This window comes from Dyadobacter tibetensis Y620-1 (assembly GCF_000566685.1).
Taxonomy (GTDB): Bacteria; Bacteroidota; Bacteroidia; order Cytophagales; family Spirosomataceae; genus Dyadobacter; species Dyadobacter tibetensis.
In genome coordinates this window covers 91,002-114,924 of sequence record NZ_AZQN01000010.1, presented here as the reverse complement: position 1 = coordinate 114,924, position 23,923 = coordinate 91,002, and the positions used below count along the sequence as shown (strand labels likewise).

The 23,923-nt window shown below is 44.1% G+C and carries 19 protein-coding genes; 9 read left to right on the top strand and 10 right to left on the bottom strand.

What is annotated here, in order from left to right; all coding sequences use genetic code 11:
- Positions 1-211: 211 nt before the first annotated feature.
- From X939_RS0120225 to X939_RS0120205, 5 genes are all read right to left on the bottom strand, one after another.
- Entirely contained in the window at positions 212-4,165 is a 3,954-nt protein-coding gene (locus X939_RS0120225; protein ID WP_025765101.1) for a hybrid sensor histidine kinase/response regulator transcription factor, read from the bottom strand.
- 66 nt (positions 4,166-4,231) lie between these two features.
- Entirely contained in the window at positions 4,232-5,662 is a 1,431-nt protein-coding gene (locus X939_RS0120220) for an arylsulfatase (protein WP_025765100.1), read from the bottom strand.
- A gap of 169 nt (positions 5,663-5,831) precedes the next feature.
- Complete coding sequence (locus X939_RS0120215) at positions 5,832-7,316, bottom strand: hypothetical protein (protein ID WP_025765099.1); 1,485 nt, start codon at positions 7,314-7,316, stop codon at positions 5,832-5,834.
- 233 nt (positions 7,317-7,549) lie between these two features.
- Positions 7,550-8,806 (bottom strand): RagB/SusD family nutrient uptake outer membrane protein, encoded by a 1,257-nt coding sequence (locus X939_RS0120210; RefSeq protein ID WP_025765098.1) that lies wholly within the window; start codon positions 8,804-8,806, stop codon positions 7,550-7,552.
- 24 nt (positions 8,807-8,830) lie between these two features.
- Positions 8,831-11,989: a SusC/RagA family TonB-linked outer membrane protein gene (locus X939_RS0120205; RefSeq protein WP_084299587.1), complete on the bottom strand. Its 3,159-nt coding sequence runs from the start codon at positions 11,987-11,989 to the stop codon at positions 8,831-8,833.
- 186 nt (positions 11,990-12,175) lie between these two features.
- Between X939_RS0120205 and X939_RS0120200 the strand changes: the two genes are divergently transcribed.
- Positions 12,176-12,919, top strand: coding sequence for a DeoR/GlpR family DNA-binding transcription regulator (locus X939_RS0120200; protein WP_025765096.1), 744 nt, complete (start codon positions 12,176-12,178; stop codon positions 12,917-12,919).
- Positions 12,920-13,051: 132 nt separating this feature from the next.
- On the opposite strand, the gene X939_RS0120195 is transcribed toward X939_RS0120200, so the two are convergent.
- Positions 13,052-13,927 carry a Rossmann-fold NAD(P)-binding domain-containing protein gene (locus tag X939_RS0120195; protein WP_025765095.1) on the bottom strand — a complete coding sequence of 292 codons (876 nt, stop codon included), beginning with the start codon at positions 13,925-13,927 and terminating at the stop codon, positions 13,052-13,054.
- Between the two features lie 18 nt (positions 13,928-13,945).
- Between X939_RS0120195 and X939_RS0120190 the strand changes: the two genes are divergently transcribed.
- Together X939_RS0120190 and X939_RS0120185 are read left to right on the top strand one after the other, a co-directional pair.
- On the top strand, positions 13,946-14,950 hold the full coding sequence (locus X939_RS0120190; RefSeq protein WP_025765094.1) for a gliding motility protein GldB-related protein: 1,005 nt from the start codon (positions 13,946-13,948) through the stop codon (positions 14,948-14,950).
- Positions 14,951-15,023: 73 nt separating this feature from the next.
- Positions 15,024-16,112: a complex I subunit 1/NuoH family protein gene (locus tag X939_RS0120185; protein ID WP_025765093.1), complete on the top strand. Its 1,089-nt coding sequence runs from the start codon at positions 15,024-15,026 to the stop codon at positions 16,110-16,112.
- Here the strand turns inward: X939_RS0120185 and X939_RS0120180 are convergent, their stop codons facing one another.
- The 3 genes from X939_RS0120180 to X939_RS0120170 form a co-directional block, all read right to left on the bottom strand.
- Positions 16,113-16,562 carry a hypothetical protein gene (locus X939_RS0120180; protein WP_025765092.1) on the bottom strand — a complete coding sequence of 150 codons (450 nt, stop codon included), beginning with the start codon at positions 16,560-16,562 and terminating at the stop codon, positions 16,113-16,115. It abuts the gene before it with no gap.
- A gap of 65 nt (positions 16,563-16,627) precedes the next feature.
- Entirely contained in the window at positions 16,628-17,878 is a 1,251-nt protein-coding gene (locus X939_RS0120175) for an ABC transporter permease (protein WP_025765091.1), read from the bottom strand.
- 33 nt (positions 17,879-17,911) lie between these two features.
- Complete coding sequence (locus X939_RS0120170) at positions 17,912-18,538, bottom strand: ABC transporter ATP-binding protein (protein WP_025765090.1); 627 nt, start codon at positions 18,536-18,538, stop codon at positions 17,912-17,914.
- A gap of 241 nt (positions 18,539-18,779) precedes the next feature.
- On the opposite strand from X939_RS0120170, the gene X939_RS0120165 reads away from it, so the two are divergent.
- From X939_RS0120165 to X939_RS0120150, 4 genes are read left to right on the top strand one after another with little or no spacing between them, the layout of a single operon-like run.
- Positions 18,780-19,802 (top strand): DUF6089 family protein, encoded by a 1,023-nt coding sequence (locus X939_RS0120165; RefSeq protein ID WP_229236120.1) that lies wholly within the window; start codon positions 18,780-18,782, stop codon positions 19,800-19,802.
- 10 nt (positions 19,803-19,812) lie between these two features.
- On the top strand, positions 19,813-20,514 hold the full coding sequence (porG, locus tag X939_RS0120160; protein WP_025765088.1) for a type IX secretion system protein PorG: 702 nt from the start codon (positions 19,813-19,815) through the stop codon (positions 20,512-20,514).
- A 2-nt stretch (positions 20,515-20,516) separates the two neighbouring features.
- The gene (locus X939_RS0120155) at positions 20,517-21,059 is read left to right on the top strand and encodes a DUF2911 domain-containing protein (RefSeq protein WP_025765087.1); all 543 of its coding nucleotides are present in this window, start codon (positions 20,517-20,519) and stop codon (positions 21,057-21,059) included.
- A 14-nt stretch (positions 21,060-21,073) separates the two neighbouring features.
- Entirely contained in the window at positions 21,074-21,964 is an 891-nt protein-coding gene (locus X939_RS0120150; protein ID WP_025765086.1) for a S1 family peptidase, read from the top strand.
- A gap of 20 nt (positions 21,965-21,984) precedes the next feature.
- Here X939_RS0120150 and X939_RS0120145 read toward each other — a convergent pair whose 3' ends face one another.
- The gene (locus X939_RS0120145; RefSeq protein WP_025765085.1) at positions 21,985-22,680 is read right to left on the bottom strand and encodes a YjjG family noncanonical pyrimidine nucleotidase; all 696 of its coding nucleotides are present in this window, start codon (positions 22,678-22,680) and stop codon (positions 21,985-21,987) included.
- Between the two features lie 362 nt (positions 22,681-23,042).
- On the opposite strand from X939_RS0120145, the gene X939_RS0120140 reads away from it, so the two are divergent.
- Together X939_RS0120140 and X939_RS0120135 are read left to right on the top strand one after the other, a co-directional pair.
- A complete protein-coding gene (locus X939_RS0120140; RefSeq protein ID WP_025765084.1) occupies positions 23,043-23,642 on the top strand; it encodes an RNA polymerase sigma factor in 600 nt (199 codons plus the stop codon).
- Positions 23,617-23,862 (top strand): hypothetical protein, encoded by a 246-nt coding sequence (locus tag X939_RS0120135; protein WP_025765083.1) that lies wholly within the window; start codon positions 23,617-23,619, stop codon positions 23,860-23,862. The genes X939_RS0120140 and X939_RS0120135 overlap by 26 nt, the downstream gene beginning before the upstream one ends.
- The last annotated feature ends 61 nt before the right edge of the window (positions 23,863-23,923 follow it).

Genomic DNA, 23,923 nt, shown 5'->3' with positions numbered 1-23,923 from the left:
CAAAGATGATAGGCTCCTTTAGCAAAAGCATCTCAAAGAGGGGTGAAAATTGATTCAGCAATGATAAAAATGAATTATTATAAGCAGCAAATCGCCCTTTTAGGCCGATATTGGAAGAATGTATTTAAAAAATAGGAAACCAGATAAGGTCCCGGTTTCCTACTGCCGATCAGGACTAGGATAGGCTAAAAGTATAACTTTTCCTAGTAGATCAGGAATGAGATTCTTCGTTTTTTAAATTATTAAGATACTCTGTTGGTGTTACACCAAACTCTTTCTGGAAACATTTGGTAAAATACTTGGGGTTTTTAAAACCGGTCTGATAGGCAACCTCAGAAATATATAAATCCGTATTCTTGAGCAGCAAGGTTGCTTTCTTGAGCCGGTAGGTTTTTATAAATTCGGATGGAGACTCACCAAGCAAATTTTCTATTCTTCTATAGAAAGTGGCACGGCTCATATTGCATTCATCAGCCAGAAACTCTACACTCAACTTCTGATCACCCAGATGCTCCTCGATACTTCCGATAACCTTTTGTAAAAAAGCATCTTCCGGACTGATGGCGTCATCCTGTTCCGGATTTACCGTAATATTCCGGGCAAATTTGGTAGCCAGAATCGAGCGGTTTTCAATAAGATTCCGGGCCCTCCATTTGATTAGGTTAGGGCTGAAAGGCTTGTCTATAAAGTCATCGGCTCCGCTCTGAATACATACCAACTTATGAAATTCCGAGTTCTTACCCGTCAGTATGATAAAGGGTATATGATTCCACTGAGGGTTTTCTTTCACATTTCTAAGTAAGGCCAATCCATCTAACTTGGGCATAGAGAGGTCTGAAATAATAAGCTGATAGTCCTTTTTGGAAATCAGCGCCAGGGCTTCCTCTCCGTTATAGGCCTTATCTATGATAAATTCCTCGCCAAGGGTCTCCCATAACAGGTTGAGAATCTCTGGATCGTCATCGGCAATGAGGATGTGGGAGTGCTTTTCCCCTTTTTTGACAGGATGCTCGGCAGGAATTTCCAGAATAGGCAGACTGTTCACCGTGAGCTTCATTTCATTGATGGTAAAATGTTGCTTCTCAAAAGGAATAAAAAATGTAATGTTCGTTCCCTTATTCAACTCACTTTTGATATCAATAAAGCCTTTATGCTTTTGAATAAGGCGTGTCACCAGCTCCAGACCTATTCCCGTTCCATCTTTTAAGTCGGATGTATTGCTGGCCCTATAAAATCTTTCGAAAAGATGTTGCACTTCGTTCTCCGGTATCCCCAGGCCGGTATCTTCTACAACACATTTCAGGTAGGCTCCTTCCAGAGGTGCCGTGGCGGGCAGATCGGATTTGTCGAGCACCACCCGGCTCCCACGCACCTGAACGGTCCCGCCTGCCGAATTATATTTGATAGCATTATTAAGCAGATTAAGGAGCATAATCTCCAGCAATTCCTCATCGAACCACCCTTCACTTAAGTCATCACTAAAGAAGTAATCGAGGCGTATGTCCCGAATTAGTGCCAGAGGCTCCGTATCCCTACAGATAGATATTAATTTTTCCGATAAATTCCCTTCCGACACTTTCAAGATAAATTCCCCCCCCTCACTCTTTCTAATATTCATAATCTGATCGGTAATCCGCTTGAGCCTTTGGGCTTGCTCATAAAGATTGTTCAGAACCGCCTGATTTACCTTTTTCCCTGAAAGTGCATTCTCAAGCGGACCCAAAATCATCGTCAGTCGATTTTTAAGCTCATGCGAAAGATCGGAAAAATAGACCATCTGCTGGTCTTTAATTACTCCATAGGCTTTCTCTTCGGCCAATTTCACCTTCAGTTCACGCCAGCGGCGGAAGGCTAGATAAAGACCGTATAAAAGCAGGAGTAAAAGCAAACCGTAAAGCCCCAATGCTATCTTAGACTGCCAGAATGGTGGATTTATTATGATGGCTAGCTGGGCTACTTCATCGTTCCACTGGCCATAACTATTAGCCATTTTAAGCTCAAGTACATAATTCCCGGGTGGTATCGAATGAAGCTGAATAGACTGCACATTATTATTATGATAAATCCATTCGTCGTCGTTATGTCCATGCAAACGATAGGCAAATCTATTTTTTCCGGGATTGCTTAGATCGGTAAAGGAGAAATTGACCTGAAAGCTGTTTTCACGCGCTTGCAGAACAATTTTCTCTCGATCTGTGATCCGATAGGTTGTAGCACTATCCCCGCCTAAAACATTGATGGAGTTCCAAAAGAAATCGATTTTTCCCCGTTTAATCTTTGGAATCGGGTCTACCCGGTACAATCCATTGGTGTTGCCGAAGTAGACTTCGCCATTCAGACCTTTCGAGACGGCATTGAAAGAGAAATCCGTAAAGTCGATACCATCTTCAATTCCGAAGCTTTGAAAGGGAATAGGCTCGTTGGGAATGTATAAGGCCAGGCCATTATTTGTACTAATAATTAACTCATTATTCTTATCCTCTACCAAGCCGCATATCACATTAGAAGGCAGGCCATGTTCCACGGTATACTGCTTGAAACTGTCGGTTTCAGGTAAATAACGATAAAGCCCTCCTGTACGCGACCCAATCCAGATTCTCCCCTTGCTATCTTCGTAAATACTTAGTATCCGCCGTGAAATTGTTCCTTCCTTCAGGTTAATTCCTGAATACTTCTTCAGCTCACCCGTCGAAAGATTCAGACGCATTAACCCATCGCCCCGAGACCCTATCCATACATTTTGAGAATGATCTTTCAGCATCACAAAAATGTTAGAATCCTTATTGAAACGCGCATTGGCCTTCCTAACCAACTCTGTATATAATTGAGACTGATTGCTGGAGTAGTGCTCAAGTCCATTTTTCTGACAACCTAGCAGCCACTCCCCTTTTTCAATTTCCAAAGCATAAGTAATCTGCTCTTGGGCAGCATAGATTCGCCGAAAGGATCCATCAATCTTCTGATACAATCCGTCGGGACAAGAATAATAAGTATCACCACCCGAGGACTGGTAAACAGTATTGATATTTCCGGGGTAGTTAGTCTTTGTAAATACTTGTTTTTCAGGACTGTATACAAATATCCCATCGTTCCTGGTCTTGACCCAGATCTGGTTATTAAAGTCTTTGTGCAAATACGTTACCGAGTGATTAATAGGATTATATCCGGGGGCATCGAGTGGGAGTCTTTTTACTTTTATGGCTTTAGGCCTGATCTTAAGTAGCCCTTTCAAGGTGCCCAACCATATAATGCCCGAGTTGTCGATATAAGAAGTTAGAATATTATTATCTTCTAATAATGAAGACTCGCTGGTAAAAGGGCTAAAAATCCGCTTACCCTTATTCCTGTTGGATAGGTAGAGTTTTTTGAATGTAGAAACATTACATTCTCCGTTTTTTCCAAAACTTACCGAGCTTATATTATCATATCCTGCATCATGAGGGTTTCCAAAATGATATTGGTTTACCACTTTTAGATGGCTGTTCTGGTATGTCACTTCATAAAGGCCCGCTCCCAGTGTGCCTACCATGATTTCACCTTCCTTCGATTTTTCTATGATTTTAACGGGGTCGGTCACCGGCGTAGGAGTCACGCTGCCGTCAGTAGTGGATAACATAAACAGCCCCTTGGCGGTCCCTATTAACAGCAGATTAGTGGACAATGGGCAAAGGGCCTCGATGTTACCAACTTGCTGATATATGGCCGTTGAATTTTTAAAAAAGGGTCGAAGTCCTTTCCCATTCTCAGCTCCGGCATTAAGCTTATATATAAAGTGCGGGTTTCGGATACCTAACCAGGTATTTCCCTGAATATCTTTTCCCAAGGCATTAAAAGCCTCAATATTATCAGACAGGGTTTCAAAATAATGTGTTTTTCTGTCAAATAAGCTTAGTCCACTTTCGGTTGCAATTAGCAAATTCCCATTTTGGAGTTCGGAAATTCCCGTTACCGTATTCGTAAAAATGGCATGTTCATTATTCGGCTGTGTAGTAAAGTGCAATACTTCGTAACCGTCGTAACGGTAAAGGCCCGAAACCGTACCCACCCACAAAAGCCCTTTAGAATCCTGAAAAAGGCAGTTGATGGATCTCCGGGGCAGCCAGTTCTCTTCTGACAATAGCAGATTCGACATATCCATCGACTGCCCCAAAGCCATTTTATGCATCCATAAAATGGTTGTAAAAACCCAAACTATGATTTTTATTTTTCCCAATTAGTCGTTTTTTGACCGCTAATTTACGGATCTTAATTTCCAATATTCACTAGGGGTGCGGGCTTCTAAAAATAATGCCTCCATTTCTGCTACGATATCAGGATTTGCCGCAGCAATATTTTGCTCTTCGCCGGGGTCTTGAGATAGGTCATAAAGCTCTGTTGCCCCCTTAGGATCGAGCCGAACCGCCTTCCACTTTCCTTTTCTGATCGCCTGATTGGTGGCTGGGTTTTCATGAAACTCCCAATACAAATAGGCGTGTTCCTTCTGCTGCTTACCCAGTAGGGTCGGCAAGAAGGAAATCCCATCGGTACTCCCTTCCTTCAATTTCTGACCAGCCAGATCCGCCACAGTGGGTAAGAAGTCCCAAAATGCGGATACCAAGTCGGAGCGAGTGCCCGCCTTGATGTGCTGTGGCCACTTTACGATCAAGGGAACTTTAATTCCACCCTCATACAAATCTCTTTTCATACCCTTAAGACCTCCTGAACTGTTGAAATAAGCAGGATTGGCACCACCCTCCTTATGAGGACCATTGTCCGAACTAAAGATGATCATGGTATTCTGATCCTGCCCAGTGGCCTTCAGTTCCGCCATAATTTTACCTACACAGGCATCCAAATGGGAGACTTGAGCGGCATAGGCGGCACCAGGATTGTCTGTAGAGCGGTAGGCCCATTTATTTCCATCCTCTTTGCTGGCAGTATTCTTGAATGGTTTATCCTTAACCACCTTCTTATATTCCTCCAGCTGCTCAGAGGCGGGCAAAACCATTTCCGCATGAGGAGTAGTATAGGCTAGATAGAGAAAAAATGGCTCTTTATCCTGCTTTTGGATATAACTCAAAGCTTCCTTCGTAAATAAGTCATTTGAAAAAGAACCCATCACCCCGTTGGCATTCTCAGGGATGATAATTTTTTTGCCATTTTGAAAAAGATAGGAAGGAAACTGATTGTGCGCATGACCCTGGTTGAGGTAGCCATAGCTATAGTCGAAACCCTGCTTACGAGGCTCACCGGTTGTGCCATCCATCCCCATACCCCATTTTCCAATAATGGCCGTTCTATAAGACGCTTTCTTTAGAACTTCGCCTACGGTAAGATCTTCGTCACGAAGCTCCAGACATGCACCAAACCCTAAGGGGCCAGTTTCATAATTCCCCCGTACATACCCTTTCCCAGTATGGCGGCCCGTCATTAAAGAGGCCCGTGAAGGAGCACATACCGAACTCCCGGAATAATGCTGAGTAAACAGCATCCCGTCGGCCGCCATCTGATCTAGATTAGGGGTTTTGATCACCTTCTGACCATAGGAACCCAGGTCTCCATAGCCCAGGTCGTCGGCAAGAATATAGATAATATTGGGACGCTCGGGAGTTGCCTCCTTTTCGGTCTGGGCAGAACATCCCATCACAGATAGGAGGGAAATACTCAGTAATAATTGCTTCATGGATTTATACTTTTTTTGACCAATTAACTGATTAAAACTGGCCCAGAAAAGCACCTATCCCTTATAGATATAGTATTGAATCAATTTTACCCCCCTATTGAAACATATGAGGCCGGCAGGATTTTAAATTAACCAGCCCCCGGTAGGATTAACTTCCTTCTGCCTGACTTTAATTCCTTAGCAAAAACTCCCGAAAGAAACTCGACTCCGAGAGTGAATATTGTTTGACGACTTCTTTGCCATTGGCCCGGTATGCCGACTCTAACATATCGTAATAATTGGTTGGAAGCTTATTTACCCGGGGCGACTCAATGCTATTGCGTTGTTTCCCCGAAAGTAAAAACAAGTGCTCATAATAGAATTTCAATGGACCTAGCAAATTAAGTGCAAAAAAGAATACACCAATCGTAAATCTAATATTCCGGAACATCAATCTCCAATGGGCTACCAAAGTATACCCCAGGCTTAAGCTTAAAATTAGTTGCGCTACCAAAGCCGACCGAATATTAAGGTCATTATAAAAACCCACCTGAAACAAACCCAAACCTATCACCGTGCATAAACCTATAGCTATTGCCTGCCGATTAAAATGGAGGAGTTTCTTACCAAAAAATAAAAACCAGATTCCATAAAAGGAGAATTGATAGAGAAAGTAAAATAAAAACCAAGCCCGATCGGCTTGCCAGATAGCCTTGTTGCTCGCCATATCGGTGGCCTTAGAACTTGCCAGAAAGAAGACAACGGGTAAGAAGGCTATGGCTAGAGGTATGGCATATAATAAAGTCGTTCTAAAAAACTTGAGCCCCCTGCGGTGCAAGAACTGAAAGAAACCAAAAATCATAAAACCTGACAATCCTATTGCCGTAAAAGGAGTTAGGAATAAGGTACTAAAATAAAAGAACATAGCACTTCTATAATATTCTATACGACCAAAAATAGCCAAAACGAAAGCGGCACCTAATACCGCAGGCAGCGTGTGTTGAGGGGATTCGGACAGGCTTCTGGTGAAAACGGGAACCTGATTGAGAATAAACTGTCCTGGTAGTATCAGCCCGTTATTTCTAATGAAATTCAAGTCTGGAAAGACGTAAGCTAAAGTAGGAAGTAAGATACATACATAGGCCCCTGCTACCAAACTCAAACAAACAGCAAGGCGCTTGATCTGGGAAAGATTGAGCAAGCTTATCTGAACCCAGCAAAACGTGAGCCCTATTCCCACCAGGCACCATAGAAAGAAATAAAAGCGTATCATTTCTAAGGAGGTTAGCTTTCCCAGCAAGGACGGGACAATATAGTTGCCTAAATAATAGCACATAAATATTCCTTTCTGAGCGTCGTAGAGGGGTAAACTGGAGGTGGCTAGCAGATTAAACTTATAATTATGAATCATATAATCGTAGCTCTGATAGGAAAAAGCTCCAAATTCGGAAGCCAGGCATATTCCTAGTGCTAGCATAAAAGAAGTAAGACCTATCTCCTTCCAGGGGATATCTGACTCCGTATCGGTGGCAGGCAGAGCCAGAATAGCTCCTGAAAAAGCCAAAATCATTGCCCCTATGGATATAGCGGCTAAAAATGGCTTTAACCAAAATAACAGAAAAAATAAGGTAGGTAAACCTATGTAAATTAAGGTAGCTACAGTGAGTTTTTTCATTTTATTATCGGAATAAAAGAAAATAAAATTCCAGGCCCTTGGGCTCGATCACTCTAAACTACTTCATTAGAATTTATTCTTGATTATGGCAGTAATTTTTCTATTTTCTTTTAAATTTTAACTTTAAATATTAAAATATTTAAGCTTCGTCAAGCTGGGTAAATGACAAAAAATCCCTGAAACGAAACCATCAAGGTCTGGATCAGGGATGAGCTTATAACGAAGTGTAGTCTTTAATTTGCAGGATCGGCGGGGATGCTGCTGTTATTATTTCTTTCAGTCAGAGGATAAGGATAGAACTCCCGGCTTCGCTCGGCGGCGGGACGGCCAAAGCGACGACTGTCTTCAATGCGCTGCCCTGACAGGAACAATTCTACGGCCCGCTGGCGGTATATTTCCAAGAGAATCGCCTCCTTGGTTACGGCGCCGGAATAGGCTGGCAGATTAGCACCTAACCCCCAAACATCGCTTTGTTTGGTTAGCACCTTATTGAGTTCGGTAACTGATTCTGAAAGCTGATCGAGACGCGCCTTACTTTCTGCTTTAATCAACATCATTTCTCCCGGGACGTATACGGGTATCGATGCACTGTTGGCAGTAAAGAAGCTCGCCAAACCCAGATTAGCACCCGCAGTAAAGTTGTAGAAAAATGCACGACGGCCATCGGAGGCTACTGGAGCGAGGTTTGCCGGAAGACCAAAGTTGGGGTTGGGTTCACAAACATTCCGATTGCTAAAGCTGGTTTCATAGAGCGGATTTCTCGAGATATTATCGAAATTAAAGGCCGATTTTTTGGTTAGGTCTACCATATCGGCCGCGGCGTATGCGGCATCGTAATTACCTAACATCAGGTTGTAGCGAGCCTTCAGCGCCAGAAGTGAATTCTTAATATCGATTCCTCCCACCGTGCTGCTGGCATTAATAGTCGCCGCTGCCAGGCCTAGTTCAATCCCGGCCAAAGCCGCTTTTAGCACCTCGGCCCTGGGTGAGAAAGTTGCGTTTTCGCCTACTGCAATAGGGCTTTGCTCCCAAAAGGTGGCGAGGGTTCCTAGGGCCAGCGAACGATAAAAATGCGTGTTGGCCAGTATTTGTGCATTAATGGAAGGATCTTTGGCGGCGGCAATGTTCTTCAGAATAATGTCTGCATTCGATTTCACCAAATGACATTTATTCCATAGATTGGTTACGAGGGAATTGTTCCCCTGCACAGCGGTAGTTCCCGTCTGCAGGTTTGCCTCATCGGTATTTCCAACATTCAGGTTAACCAGCTCCTTGGTTGTTAGCCCATTGGCCGAGATGAGATTGTACATACCCCCGGCCCGAGAAATCGTAAATTGTTGCTGCAGGCCATTGACCATGGCGAGCAGGCCATTCTGGTCGTTGACAACCTGCTGCTCACTGGCTGTACTCGGATTGAGATACTCCTCAGTACATGAGATCGAGCTGAGGCTTATGGCCAATCCTAAACTGTATATGATGTATTTTTTCATAAATTTGGTTCCTTACGTGTTCAATTAGAAAGAAAGAGTAAGTTGCAGTTGATAGCTTCTTGGAATAGGTACATTACCGAAATCTACTCCCCGCATTAGATCGCTATTCCCACCAGCGTTGGTCTCCGGATCATAACCCCGGTATTTATCCCAGGAATGAAGATTGCGTCCTATCAGCGATAGATTGGCAGCATTAATACCTTTAATTTTGGGCAACTGATAGGTAAGTGCTACCTCCCGTAGCTTCAGATAGGAGCCATTGTCGATGCGCCACTCTTCAATAAGATAATTGGCAAAAATAAAGCCCCGCTTTACTTCCCCTTTCATCTCAGCCTCGGCTATCTCTCCTATGCCCACACCCTGACGGGTACGGAAATCGGCATTGAAGACATCCACACCCTGTACTGCATCTAGTAAGAAACGGAAGCCAAACTTCTTATAATTGATTTGATTGAAGAAAGATCCAGTCCAATCTGGATTAGGATTTCCGATCACTCCATTGACAAATCCGCCAGTAGGCTGCCCCTCAGTGGTACGACCAACCGTATACCCAGCACCTACTTGCGTTCCTTGCTCCCGCTGAGGGAAGCCCTGGCTGTTTAATATCTGGTTTCCGTTGGCATCCCGAGCGTAGGGCACGCCATAAAATAAGGACGCCGCCTTGCCTTCGATTAATGATATGGGAGCCCCGGCTACGTTATTGACAGTAACCATGGGTGTTCCCAAACTTTCTATCTTATTCCGATTTCGGTTGAACATCACCGAGAAATCCCAGGTTAGATCTTGGGTTCGCACAGGAGTGACATTCACCCCAATCTCAATCCCCTTATTAGACATCTGTCCAGTATTATTTACAATACTCGTCCCTCCGGCAGAAGCAGCCACTACTTTATTGACTACTAGATCGGAGATCTTTTGTTGATAGGCCGTTAGGGTCAGGCTGATTTTATCGTTCAAAAATGAAGCGTCAATACCGTATTCCTGTTCCTTCATGCGCTCGGGACGAACGGAGGGATTCGCCAACTGAGCACTGGGGACAATGGTGTTCTTCCCCAGATAATTGATGGGATTGAACTGCCAGAAACGATCGTAGGATCCAATACCGGTAAGATTACCAGCCTGGCCTATTGAAGCCCTAAGTTTCAGGGTATTCACCACTTTCCCGAGCCCCGATGCTTGCCAGCCTGTTAAGTCGGATAGGATAAGGCTGGCCGATAATTTTGGATAGACCTGATTGGTTTCTGAAGGTGAAAATTTTGAACTACGATCGCGACGAATCGCCCCTGTGATAAATGCCAGGTTTTTATAGCCAAAGGTTGCCTGAGCAAATTGCCCACTCAAATTATACCGATCGAGTCCATATCCTGCCGTTACGGTAGATCCGCCATTTAATGTTTCTATAAATGGGGCTAACGTCTCTCCGCTTCCACGGAGTAGATTGGAACTGCTAAACTGATAGCTGGTTCCCGCCATCAAATTCATTTTCAAAGCTTCGCTAAGCTGTTTTTCGTAACCAATATTAACATCTGCATTATAAAAGGTAGAGGTATTGGTCACCGTAGAGGCAAATCCGTAAGGGTAGCGCTCCAGGGGCAAGCCCGATGCGGCCTGATATGGGTAAGGCGGAATGTAGTTTTTGCCCAACTGTGAATAGGCATCAATACCTAGAATCGCATCTACTGTAAGTCCTTTTGCAGGTGTTAAATTAAGCTGTATGTCGTTGATCGTACGGTTGACCGAGGCAGTAAACTCCATTTCTTCCACTGTGGTGAGTGGATTAACCCTTGTTGGCTCTACTGACATCAGGTCACCATTGGCATCTCTTCTGGTAATATCATAAATATTATTAGTGATATTTACTGAATTGATGGGGCTATAAAATACATTTCCATTCGCCTTTTCGTTGGAAAAACTATTGGTATAGCTAACTCCGGCCGAAACCTTCATCCAATCGGTGATACGCTGATCGACCCGTGCACGGAGACCATATCGTTGGAAATCGGTACCGACGACAATCCCTTGATTTTTAGAATAATTAACCGATAGAAGGTACTGTGTTTTTTCATTACCCCCACTCACTGAAAGGCTATTATCGGTCCCCATACCCGTTCTGAATATTTCATCCTGATAATCATAGCGAGTCACATCAACCAAATTGGAAGCCAGGTTGGTATTCGCCTCTCCATTCCGGTTCACACCAATTGTAGTGGCGTTATTGGCCTGCGCTACAGCATCAGTAACATTGAAAATGGTGTGCAAACGCAGACCTGCGAAGCCAAACTGTTTACCATAGGTCGTGATAGGCACTTTTTTACGCAGCTCATTTACAGTAAAGCTCGTCGAAAAATTGATCCGGGGAGCACCTGATTTCCCTCTTTTGGTGGTAATGATCACCACACCGTTGGCAGCCCGTGATCCATACTGGGCAGCTGCTGCTGCCCCATTTACGACGTTAATACTCTCTATATCGTTTGGGTTAATATCGGCCAGACGATTCGTACCGGCTTGTGCTGTCGACCCTATCTGCCCACCTGCCGCAGTCTGGGATACGTTTACCGTATTATTACTAACAATCACCCCATCGATGACGTAGAGGGGGTCGGAACTTCCCTGAATAGACTTTACCCCTCGCAAACGAATGGAGATACCTCCGGCGGGATCGCCAGAATTCTGGGTGATTTGTGCTCCAGGAATTTTGCCCTGCAAGGAGGATAAAAGATTGCTAGATCCTGTTTTTTCTAAGGCATCCGATTTTATTGAGGTGATAGCATTCCCCAGCTGACGTCGGGACTCCTTCACGGTAGAACCCGTAACAATGAGCTCATCCAGCTTCATAACGTCTCCCTTCAGTTCTACATCTACCGTTATTTCTGTCTGTGCTCCCAACTCAATAGTCTCCTTTACGGTTGCATATCCTAGTGAGGTATAACTGATCACATATTTTCCGGCAGATAGACTCAAATTTAAACTATAGTTACCTTCCACGTCCGAGATCGTCCCCGTCGTGGTGCCTTCTACCATGATGGTCGCTCCAGGCACAGCACCGTTAACGTCCTTAACCTGTCCTTTAACGACATATGCCCCCTTCTGAGCATAACTTGTCGCCGCCCATAGCATCAGCATCAATATTGTCGCTGACTGTCCATAGGATCTTAGCAATTGTTTGATTAATTGTTTGATCATAGAATGTAGTTGAAAAAGTATATAGAATGAATCAGGCGGCCCGAAATCGGCAAATTCATGCATCAAATGTGCAGATATATGAATAAAAATGCAACAATTGTGCTCATTAATTTTAAATTATAGCTAATTTTCCAAAAATTATGTAACAAACCAGCACAAAACGGCAAATAATTAACTTTTGGACACATGCTTAAAAAGGAGCGCCAGGAATATATCATTAAGCAGATAAATTTGCACAATAAAGTACTAAGTGCAGATCTGAGTGTGCGATTAAAGGTTTCGGAAGACACCATACGGCGAGACTTGAAGGAGTTAGCCCTACTAGGGAAGGTATTAAAGGTTCATGGCGGTGCCCTCTCTAAAACACTCTATACCGAAACAGACCGGGAAGAGGTATACGCCTACCACGAAAAAGTTTCTATCGCCCATAAAGCAGTCAAGCTCCTTCATGCGGGTATGTATATCATGGTAGGAGGAGGCACCACCATCCGGGAGCTACTCAAACGACTTCCTAAAGACCTGCACCTTACATTTATAACGGTCAGCTTTTCGGCCGCAACAGAATTACTGAATCACAGCCATTATGAAGTACTTTTTGTAGGAGGTAAAATTTCACGAAGCACACGGTTCTGCGGAGGTGGAGACACCATTAGGCAACTATCCGAAATCAAGGCCGATTTATGTATTTTGGGAACCAATGCCATTGACAGTGAAGGAGGCCTTACAGACTCGGACTATGAATCGGTACAAGTAAAAAAAGCCATGATGAATGCTTGTAGTAAAGTAGCAGTACTCACCATATCCGAAAAACTAGGTTCCGTAGAGCGACTCAGAATCAAAACGCTGTCGGAAATTGACTATTTGATCACAGAACTTGACCCCGACGATTTGGCCCTAAGGGAATATAGCGCCATGGTTAAGCTTCTATAAGGTAAACCTATCACCGTATTACTTGGTTAAGCATATTTATATTAGAATTAAACCCCTCAAATAATCAACAATTAATGCCAATCGTTAGACATTCCCAGGCGCATATAAAGAGTAAGATGCCCAAAAGGCATCTTACTCTTTTTCTAGCTCGTAGTAGAAGGACAAGGGGTCTGGATACTGAAAGTCGTATGAGAGTTCTGCAACAAGCTTTTCGGCAGATATAATTTTGAAAGGCTCGGGTGATGGAGGCTCGGAAAAAGTGGGCACTTCCCACCCAAATTGGGCGCAGCTGCTTTCATACACCTTCCCTCTCAAGCTATGAATTGGAGCCACTGCATTATATGTACTATTGTCGATGCCGCGTTCTACGAGTGCCTGGGCGATGCCCACTGCATCGTCCTGATGGATGTAGTTTACAGGCGTGTGGTAGGTGGTCAGGCCTTTCTTACCGCGTACATACTTTCCGGGGATGCGGTCGTAACCCAATAGCCCTCCGAAGCGCAAAATCCCTACCTGGCGGTCGCCTCGGAGCGACATCAGCGCATTTTCGGCCGCTACCATTTCTGGACTGGCCGCTTGCTCGGGCAATATTACATCACTTTCAACCATTACACGGTTGGTGTCGGGGTATACCCCAGTAGAGCTGATGTATAATACCTGAGATATCGGAGACTGCTTAATCCGGGAAATGACGGCCTCGATTTGCTGGAGGTGGTAACCCACCGGATTGCGCCGTAAACCCGGCGGAATGGAGATTAGGAGTACGTCGCAGTCGAAAAAAGAAGATATCTCTTCTTCCTTTCCCTCCAGCTCTGGAGTCAGCCCCAGTTGAAAAGGAATAATCCCTAAGCCCCTCAATAAGGTAAGCTTGTTAGTGGAAGTGGTAGACCCCTTCACCACTGATACACTTTCTGACGTTAGCAGTCGTTGTGCTAGGGGTATGCCCAGCCAACCACAACCCAGAATACTCACACTTTTTTTTCCTAATTTTGAAGAGCTATCAGACATAATGTCAAATTATTATTCATGAATAAGTTTCAATACTTTATTATTTGTACCCTGGTGGGCCTTATTACTAGCTGCGGAAGCCAACAACAGGATAAAGGTGTAAAAAAAACCAGCCTAGAAATTGAGGTGGAAGATCTGGACCATATCCTCATGTCGGCCACTTCGGTTAAAGATGTAGAAAATATTTTGGAAAATCACCCAGAAATGATTCGTTACTATTTCAGCGACTTTGAAGGTGACAAGCCGGCCCTATCCGGACAACTTTTCCAGATTACCCAAAATCCAGACTTTCAAGCTTTCTCTCTTCAGGTTGATTCTATCATTGGTAACCGAAAGAACGAAATTCTGGAACCACTAGCCCAGGCCTTTGGGGCCATTCATAATCAGTTTCCTTCCTTTAAGTCTCCACGAGTTATTTTTATAAAAACCGGTTTCTTGGGCAATGACTTATATGTCTCAGATTCCCTGGTCGTCATTGGTCTCGACTACTTCGGGGGGCCTCAAGCTACCTTCCGCCCCAACGTTTTCGACTATCAGCTACGTAGATATCATAAAGAAAATATTGTGCCGGCTATTCTTTATTACATTGCCGAAAGCTACAATAAGCAGAATCCTCGGGAACAATCCTTATTGGACGATATGATTGGAATCGGAAAGAGCTTCGAATTTGTAAAACAAATTATGCCCAGCTGCCCTGATAGCATCATTATAGGTTATTCGGCAGATAATTTGCGCCGGGCCTATAACAGTCAGCAGGATATCTGGGCATTTATGATCAATAATAAATTGCTCTATGAAAAGAATACTTTAGTGAAGGAAAAGTATATAGGTGAGAGACCCATTGTGGCCGAAATGGGCCCAGAAATACCGGGTGGAATAGGACGATGGATAGGCTGGCGCATCGTAAATAAGTACGTCAGCGAGCATCCAGAAATTACCTTATCTGAACTCATGGCCCAATCCGATGCAAATAAAATCTTACAGGAAGCACGATATAAAGGAGAAAAGGACGAAGAGGAGTAAGTTTTTTAAGTACTTTTGTCCATATGTTTAAGGGTTTTGCCACCCATGCCAGATCAATAATAATCAGACTTAAATGCCAGTTACTCTACTCATCTTCCTCCTTGCAGTTCCAGGTTTTGTGGTAGTAGGCGTTTATCTTGAGCGGAAGGTTTCCGCCTTTATCCAAGATCGGCTAGGCCCCATGGAAGTAGGAAAATGGGGGCTTTTACAGCTTTTCGCCGATTTAGGCAAGCTCCTGCAGAAGGAGGACATTATACCTCGGGCAGCCGACAGGCGCTTGTTTATGCTGGCTCCTATTGTTATATTCATATCTGTTTTTACAGGCTTTGCAGTAGTTCCTCTCGCCCCCGACCTGGCCGGATCTGGGGCAACAGTGGGGGTCTTCTTTTTGCTTACGATCGTTTCGGTCGACGTAATTGGCCTGCTCATGGCGGGCTGGGGTTCCAACAATAAATTTGCGTTATATGGTGCCATGCGTGCCGTTGCTCAGATCATCAGTTACGAAATACCCCTTGGGCTAAGTATTCTCTGTGTGGTCATGCTTTCTCAAAGTTTGGATCTGCAAGCTATTAGCTATCAGCAAGGGATATATAGTTTCGAAGCCAATTATTTATTTGGCATTAAACCGCTGGGTATCGACATTACCAATATAGGCGGCATCCTGAGCTGGAATGTCCTTCGAAACCCCTTTTTACTGCTTGCTTATGTCGTATTCTTTATAGCCTCCCTTGCCGAATGCAATAGAGCACCCTTCGACCTTCCGGAAGGGGAATCCGAATTGGTGGCCGGTTTTCATACCGAATATTCCGGAATGCGCTGGGCATTCTTCATGCTTTCGGAATACGGAATGATGCTCCTGGTTTCACTATTGGGCGCTATTCTATTTTTAGGAAGCTGGAATACCCCTTTCCCAAACCTAGGCCCGGTAAAGCTAGCCGACTGGACCAGTGGGCAGCCAGGCACTTGGTATGGCTACTTTACGGGGGCCTTCTGGCTTTTTGGCAAAGCATTGATCAGCGTCCTGATTCAGATGTGGGCGCGATGGACCCTACCACGCCTTCGTGTAGACCAACTGATGTACCTGGGATGGAAAGTTCTTACGCCCGTGGGACTCGTTCTCTTCTTTATCTCCGGAATTTGGCGCTTATTGGGAGTTGGTTGATTAATCGACTAATTCGGCCTCGTCGAGAATATAATTCATCTGGTAGATATCATCGGCATTCAATTTCAATATTCCAGTAAAGGTAAGCCGCTCATCAGTTTTAAATTTTCGGGCTTTTTTCTTAAAATTCAAGGTCATGACCGTTTCAGGCCCGGCTCCTCCACAAAAAAAGCAGGCACTATAAGGAAAGGCAGAAAGCACATAAAGGTTAGCATCGAGGTCGATTGGTAGTATATAACCGGTTATCAAGACTTTCTGGTTTTTTAGTTTCTGTACGCTGGGACCAAAAGTGGGGTGAAGCATATAAATAGATTCCTCGGCATACCATTTCTTCTTAAAATTAACATCCCTTAGCATCTCCCAAGTCAATTTTACGGGATTATTGGCAGGGGTATAAGCAAATAAAGTTGCCGCAAAGGCTATAATAAATAAATTGCGAATAATTTTCATGGGTCTATTGTTATGAGTACGGGCTAGGAAATCAGCCTGATTATCAGGCAAATTTAAACAGAATATCATTCTTCGGCCAGAGTACGTGAAATATTGATTCGATAAATGCCTAATGAGGGCACCAATGCAGCCAGGAAACCCACGGCCAAGGCCCCAATCAATAGGTACCATTCTTCTGTCAGAACCCGATACTGGGCTAGGTCATAATGATAGTCACGGGCGGCCGATTTGGCAAAAAACCAGAGTCCCAATCTGCTCATCAATAGTCCTGCCGCGAAGCCAGTTATGGCCAGTAGGAGTCCTTCAAGAAGTAGCATAATAAAGAGGCGGCCTCGCGTAGCCCCCATCGATAACATGAGTGCCATTTCGTATTTCCGCTCCTTAAGCGCGTTGAACAGTGATATAAAAACACTTAAGCCCGCTATCACAATAATGAGTAACGCCAGAGCTTTCAGCGTATCAATACCCATTCCCATCAAGGAAAATAAGCGGTTGATTTCGATGCTCGGAAGGGCGGCCTGCATGGTCGTATTTTCGTTGATCTGCCTCGGAATCATCATCAAACCCATAGGATTTCTGAATTTCACCAATGCCATCGTCACCTCCTTTTCATCCTGATGATCGTCGTGATCGTGTCCCTCATGCGGAGCCGTTTCATCTTCAAGCTCTTTCATGGCCTGTAATCCTGGCGCGGTCGCTTCGTGGTCATGCACCTGCCATATGCTCTCCAAACTGGTCAGAATCAACTGGTCGACTACCGATCCATTGGCAGCATAAATTCCTGCTACTTTGTAAGGGTGACTTCCATGCGCCTCACCCGCCCCGTCGAGGCCATGGGAACTCTCGAAAGTATCCCCTACTTTAAGTCCCGTTTCCCGTGCCACTTTGGCTCCTAGGGTTACCGTCTGCCCAGCCGAAAAAACTTCTCCCGTCTCGAGCACCGCCTCAAAATGCGCTACATATTGGTGAGTGGTACCAACAATACGAAACCCATTATAGCTATCACCCATGGACATGGGTATCACCGATTTTACCATAGGATTTTTCGAGAGCCTGGTAACTTCTGAAAGGGGAACATTCCCTGTGGGGGCATCGATCTGATAGATTCCGGAAAGAATCAGTTGCAATGGACTTCCCTTGGCTCCTACCACCATGTCTATCCCTTTGATATTCCTTTTAAACTGGGCATCGAGTTGCTTGTCCAGCAGTAATAACATGGAGATCATTCCTATGCCCAGCGTCAGGAGCATGGCACTTAAGAAGCTATTCAGCTTTTTATCCTTAAGGTTGGCAATACTAATTTTAAATATATTCATGGGCAACCCATAAGCGGGAAGGTGTAGTGGATGTTACAAAAATATCTGATTGGGGAACTCATCCTTAAGGCGCTGATCATGGGTTACCACCAATAAGCTTGCGCCGATGTCCTTAGCCTGACTCGTGAGTAGGCGCATCACTTTACGACAATTGGCATCATCAAGGCTGGAAGTGGGTTCATCGGCCAGTATAACCCGAGGTTCGTTCATTAACGCTCTGGCGATGCTCACCCGCTGCTGTTCGCCCTGACTTAACTGCGATGTTTTCTTAGAGAGGTGATCAGAAAAACCCAAAGACTCGGCAAGATACAGGGCCCGGGATCTATTTTGGGCTCTATTGCCCAGATAATTCGCTAGTAGTAAATTGTCTATGACATTCAGCGCACGTACAAAATGCGCTTTTTGATATACCACGCCAATTTTCTCAGCCCGAAGTGCCCCTCGGGAAGCTTGTGATAAAGCTTCTATATGTTCTCCATCCAGGACAATATTTCCAGATTTGGGCTGGAGCAGCAGGGCCATCAGATGCAAAAAAGTGGTCTTACCCCTTCCCGACTCTCCCAGAATCAGCAAAGTTTCCTCATCGGCGCAATAAAGATCAGGAAATGTAAAATGTTTAGTGCCAGAATAGGCAAACTTCAGGGCTTTGGTTTGAATCATTTCACGAGGATTAGGAAATACAATAATAACAAGAATACTGCTTTCAAAAATCAAGAAAAACAGAATCACCCAGTATTGTTTAAAACTATCAAGGATTAGTATAAAACAAAAGGAATATTTGGTATCCGAAAATTAAAATTGGTAGGGGGCGACAAATAAATCAAAAATAAAAACGTTGATTGGTAAATGAAAAGAGAAGGGAAAACCAACAACTGTTTTACTTTTGCAAAAAATTAATAGAATGATGTTTGGAAAATTAAGTATCAGAGCACCGAAAAAAAGGCTAACTGGATTGTTTCTGTTGGCTTTAGCAGGTATCTGTGGTGAGGCGCATGCACAATATAAAAGTATATTTATCCCTTATTCATCCGTAGGATTTGGCCTTGGGACATCAAGTTATTATGGAGATTTGGCCTCCTACCGACGCCCTGTGGCTTCTACCTTTAATCAGATGCGGTTTAGTTTAGGGGGAAATTACACCCGACACTTTACCCCCCGGCTTGCTGCCAGGGCTAGCTTCACCTGGGCCCGGATAGCCGGCGACGACTATCAGATGAACAGCAAACCCAAATACCAGTCCAATATACTTTTCGCACGAAATCTTCAGTTCAGAAACGACTTAAAGGAATTTTCTCTTCAGGGAATTTTTAAGATTACTCCCGATGATCGAACTTACGAGCGCAGGAGTCCTTTCGGCACCTATGTATTTGGAGGATTGGCCCTCGTAGCTCATAACCCGAAAGCCTTGTATGAAGACTTCAGTACCGGTGATAGAAATTGGGTAAAACTTCAGCCCTTGGGAACCGAAGGACAGGGCAACAGCGGCTATGCCAAGCCTTATTCACTGGTTCAGTTGACCATCCCAGTTGGGTTTGGAGTAAGGTATAAAATAAATTCCCGTTTCGACATCTCGGCAGAGCTGGGCTACCGCTTTACCTTTACAGATTACCTGGACGATGTAGCCGGCAATTATGCCGACCCATCTGTTCTTCAAGACCCTGTAGGCCAGGCCCTAGCCTCCCGTTATGCAGAAACAACTTCTGTAAGAAAAGGTAAAGATAGACTACCAGGACTTCAAAATTTCGTGCAGACCAATTACAACGTCACAACTAACGATCCTCTTCAGGAAATGAAAGCCCGGAACTTTGCGGCTCCTGGGACACCTCGGGGGAATAGCCCATCGCTCAACGATGCCTATATGACCGGAATGATTCATTTGCATTATATCATTCCTTCTCAAATAAAATGTCCTCCATTGAAATAATTCCAATCTTTTGAAAGTTAACAAGCTCCCCGATACCGTTAAAAACCCCACCATTTTTATCCTTCTTATGGGGATAGTATTGGTACTTACTTCGCCTAAGGCTCACGGGCAGCGTATCGAATTGGGAGTAGGACTGGGCGGATATAGCTATAATGGAGATATAGCACCGCAGTTTCAGCCCAAAAATATTAAGCCTGCCGGAAGTTTGTTCTTTCGCTATAATGTCAATGGAGCCCTGACCCTACGGGCGGAGATAGGAGGAGGATTGATAGGCGCCAAGGACAGCAAAAGCAAAAGTCCCTGGCAGCAGCAGCGTAATATGGAATTCAGAACCCGTATTCTGGAAGCTAGCACAGTGGCTGAATATAATTTTCTAGACTTCGTCGACAAGCGTTTCGCCCTCAACTGGACTCCCTATGTTTTTGGAGGAATCGGTATACTCAGCTTTAAGCCCAATATTAGTACCAGCGATTATAAAACCAATGGTTTGATATTACCATTCGGTGTGGGCGTTAAGTATCAAATTCGCCGTCCATGGGGAGTGGGCATAGAATTTGGGACCCGCAAGACCTTTACAGACTATTTGGACAACCTGGGCGGGGATCCTACCAATACGGTGAAGCTTCTTCAGGGCGATCCTTCTACCAAGGATAAATATCATTATCTACGTTTTTCGTTAACCTATACTTTCTACAGAGTCGTTTGCCCCTAAGCATGAAAAAAGTTATACTCATTCTAAGTTCCATTCTTGTTCTTATTCTTATTGCCTATTTTGGTTTCAAAAGTTACACCAAATCCTTTAGTCCCGCGTCCCAGGCGGCATATCAGCAAAACGGTCTGGACCTTCAAGTAAACTTCAGCAGACCGGCAAAAAAGGGTAGATTTGTATTCGGACGTGAGCAGGACAAGGCCCTGGTTCCCTACGGAAAAGTGTGGCGGACTGGAGCCAATGAAGCGACTGTTTTCAAAGTTGGGCAGAAAGTTCTCTTTGGAGGTAAACCTTTACCGGCAGGAGAATATTCATTATGGAGTGTTCCAGGACAGGGCGACTGGCAGATTATTCTCAATGCAGAATCGGGTCAATGGGGTACTGAGTATAATGATGGAAAAGATTTCCTGAAAGTTAATGTGCCTATAAGAGTCCGGGGCGAGGTCCAGGAGATGTTCGACATTTACTTTGAACCCAGGCCGGAAGGGGTAAATATGGTACTGAGTTGGGATCAGACCGAGGCCGTAATTCCTATTCTTCCCCAATAAACAGGACAAAAAACATGTTTGTTGAAGCCATTGAGAACGTAGAAAGATTCACCCGGCCCATTCATTTTATTGCACGATACTACAAGGGCACCGATATCGTCCCAGGCACAGCCACCTTATTTTTTGTCAACGATGATGGCTTTGCCATTACCTGCCGGCATGTGGCCAACCAAATTCTTCATGCGAATGCCATTTACGAAAATTATCTGCGTTTCAATGCCGACTTAAGGAAATTCGCCAATGATCCAGGTCAGAAGCATCAGCGGGAGTTATTGGAAGGTCGATATAAAATCACCGATGAAAGTGTAATCCGCATCATCTTTCATTTCATACAATGTGTAAAAAACTATAAGAACCTGTCGGTATCACTCCATCCAAGCCAGGATCTGGCATTGATCCAATTCAAAAACTTCGACCAGTTGCTCTACAAGGGCCATGCCACTTTCCTAAAAGACGCCAGTCTTTTGAAGCCAGGAAAATATCTTTGCCGGTTAGGCTATCCCTTTCCCGAATTTACCAATTATCGTTACAACCGCATGCGAAATGATATTGAATGGACTAGTGAAGGGCGGCAAAATTCTCCAAGCTTTCCCATCGACGGCATAATAACCCGGCGCATAGGCGAAGGCAATGAAGTTACGGCTATTGAGATGAGCACCCCCGGCCTAAAAGGCCAGAGTGGGGGGCCGCTTTTCGACACACACGGTCTTATTTATGGCATGCAAAGCTCCACCCGGCATTTGCATCTGGGCTTCGACCAGATCAACCGGGAAGTCACCTCCGAGGGCCAGCGCAAGCGGGTATCCAACTACCCTTTTCTAAACGTTGGCCAATGTGTTCATGTAGATATCATCAAGCAATTTTTAAAAGAAAAAAGGGTACAATACTTTGAAGATAATGCCTGATGGAGCTATTCAATCTTAAGCTAAAGAATGTTAAGGAGCTCATGCAAATGGCGGATATCATAGGTAGGACGCTCATTAAAAGTTAATCCAGCCGGATTATAATAAACCGTATCCATTCCTACGCTTCGGGCACCTTCTATATCAGCTACCCAATTATCACCAATCATCAGGCTGGAATGAGCGTCTGCTTGAGTCAACTCCAATGCATATTGAAATATTCTGGGATCTGGCTTCTTTGCGTTGGCCGTATCGAAGGTAATCACATGGCCAAAATAGGGGTGAATGCCGGCGCTCTTTATCTTCCTTCCCTGAACGTCCTGAAAGCCATTGGTGATCACGTGCGTTTGGTATCCCATTGCCCTTACATGTTCTAGCACATCAAGGGCTCCTTCTAACAAATATTTTTTGGTGGGCAAGCTGCTCAGATAGGACTCTCCAATATCAAGATGATTATCAGGGCAGGCGACCCCAAGGGTTTCGAACACCAAACGAAAACGGTTTTTACGAATGTCTGTATGTTCCAGTTGCCCTGCGTCGAATGCCTGCCAAAGCTCAGAATTTATTTTCAGAAAAGAACTTATAAAGCGATCGCAGGAGTCAATTCCCAATTGATGGAGTGACCAATTCTGATAAATTTCGTCTAGTGACTCTGCGGAATTCCTTTCGAAATCCCAGAGTGTATGATCTAAATCAAAAAATAAATGCCGGTAGCGCATGCTAAATGGGAGATTATAAAAGGGAATGCCAGACAGTGAATAAAAAAACATTCGAGGCAAGGCATCCAAATGATAGAAAAATTTCGTATATTATATGTTATATCCTATTTCGGGTACGTGCACCCGACTAATAATTTAAAAATATACACAAAAAAGTTTAGACTGTTCGCCCCTGTTAACAACTGTTAAAGTAAGGCATTCAATAAAAAAAGCCTAACAAAGATTTGCAATTAGCTTAGCAAATTTATTTCTTTGAATCGTCATAAGCCAAAATTAGTACTATTTCAATTATTTACTCACCAAACAAGAAAGGAGATACAATATAGACCAACTACTCTACGTTAACTAAATCGAATAGAAAAATGGAGAAAGTATTCGTTAGCGACAGTGAGTTGGTAACTTTGTACATCCGTGGTAATGAAAAGGCTTTTGAGAAGCTTGTTCAGCGCCATAAGTCGAGAATATACACCACTATATACCTGATAGTAAAGGATCAATACGTAGCCGAAGACTTATTACAAGACACATTTATTAAGGCTGTAGATACCATAAAATCGGGTAGGTATAATGATGAAGGAAAATTTTTACCTTGGATCATACGGATTGCACACAACCTCGCCATTGATTATTTCAGACGTGACAAACGCTACCCCAATGTAGTGTTCGAAGATGGAAGCAGCGTATTTAATACGTTAGACTTTTCGGAGGATTCCGTAGAGTCGATTCAGATTCGGCAGGAAACACATGAACAGCTTAGGGAGATGATCCAGAAGCTGCCCGAAGTGCAAAAGCAGGTGTTGATCATGCGCCATTATGAGGACATGAGCTTCCAGGAAATTGCCGATGCAACGGGTGTGAGTATCAATACGGCATTGGGTAGAATGCGTTACGCGTTAATAAACCTGCGTAAGCAATTTAACCAACGTGCCCCACAATATGACAAAAACTTTTACTTACGATGATGTTGTAAGGTATCTCTATGCCGAAACAACCGAAAAAGAGAACGATCAAATTGTTGCAGCCATGGCGCTCAACGACGATCTGATGAACTTTTACCTGGATAGTCTGGAAATTAAAACCCAGATGAATAAAATAGTCCGGGTACCTTCGGAGAAGGCCGTGGCGGGTATTTTGAATTACTCTGCCTCCATGTCTACGAAATTGCGTGCCTTGCCCTGCTAGGCCCACAGAGGTAACAAAAAAATACCAGTCAAGCAATTGGCTGGTATTTTTTTGTTACCAT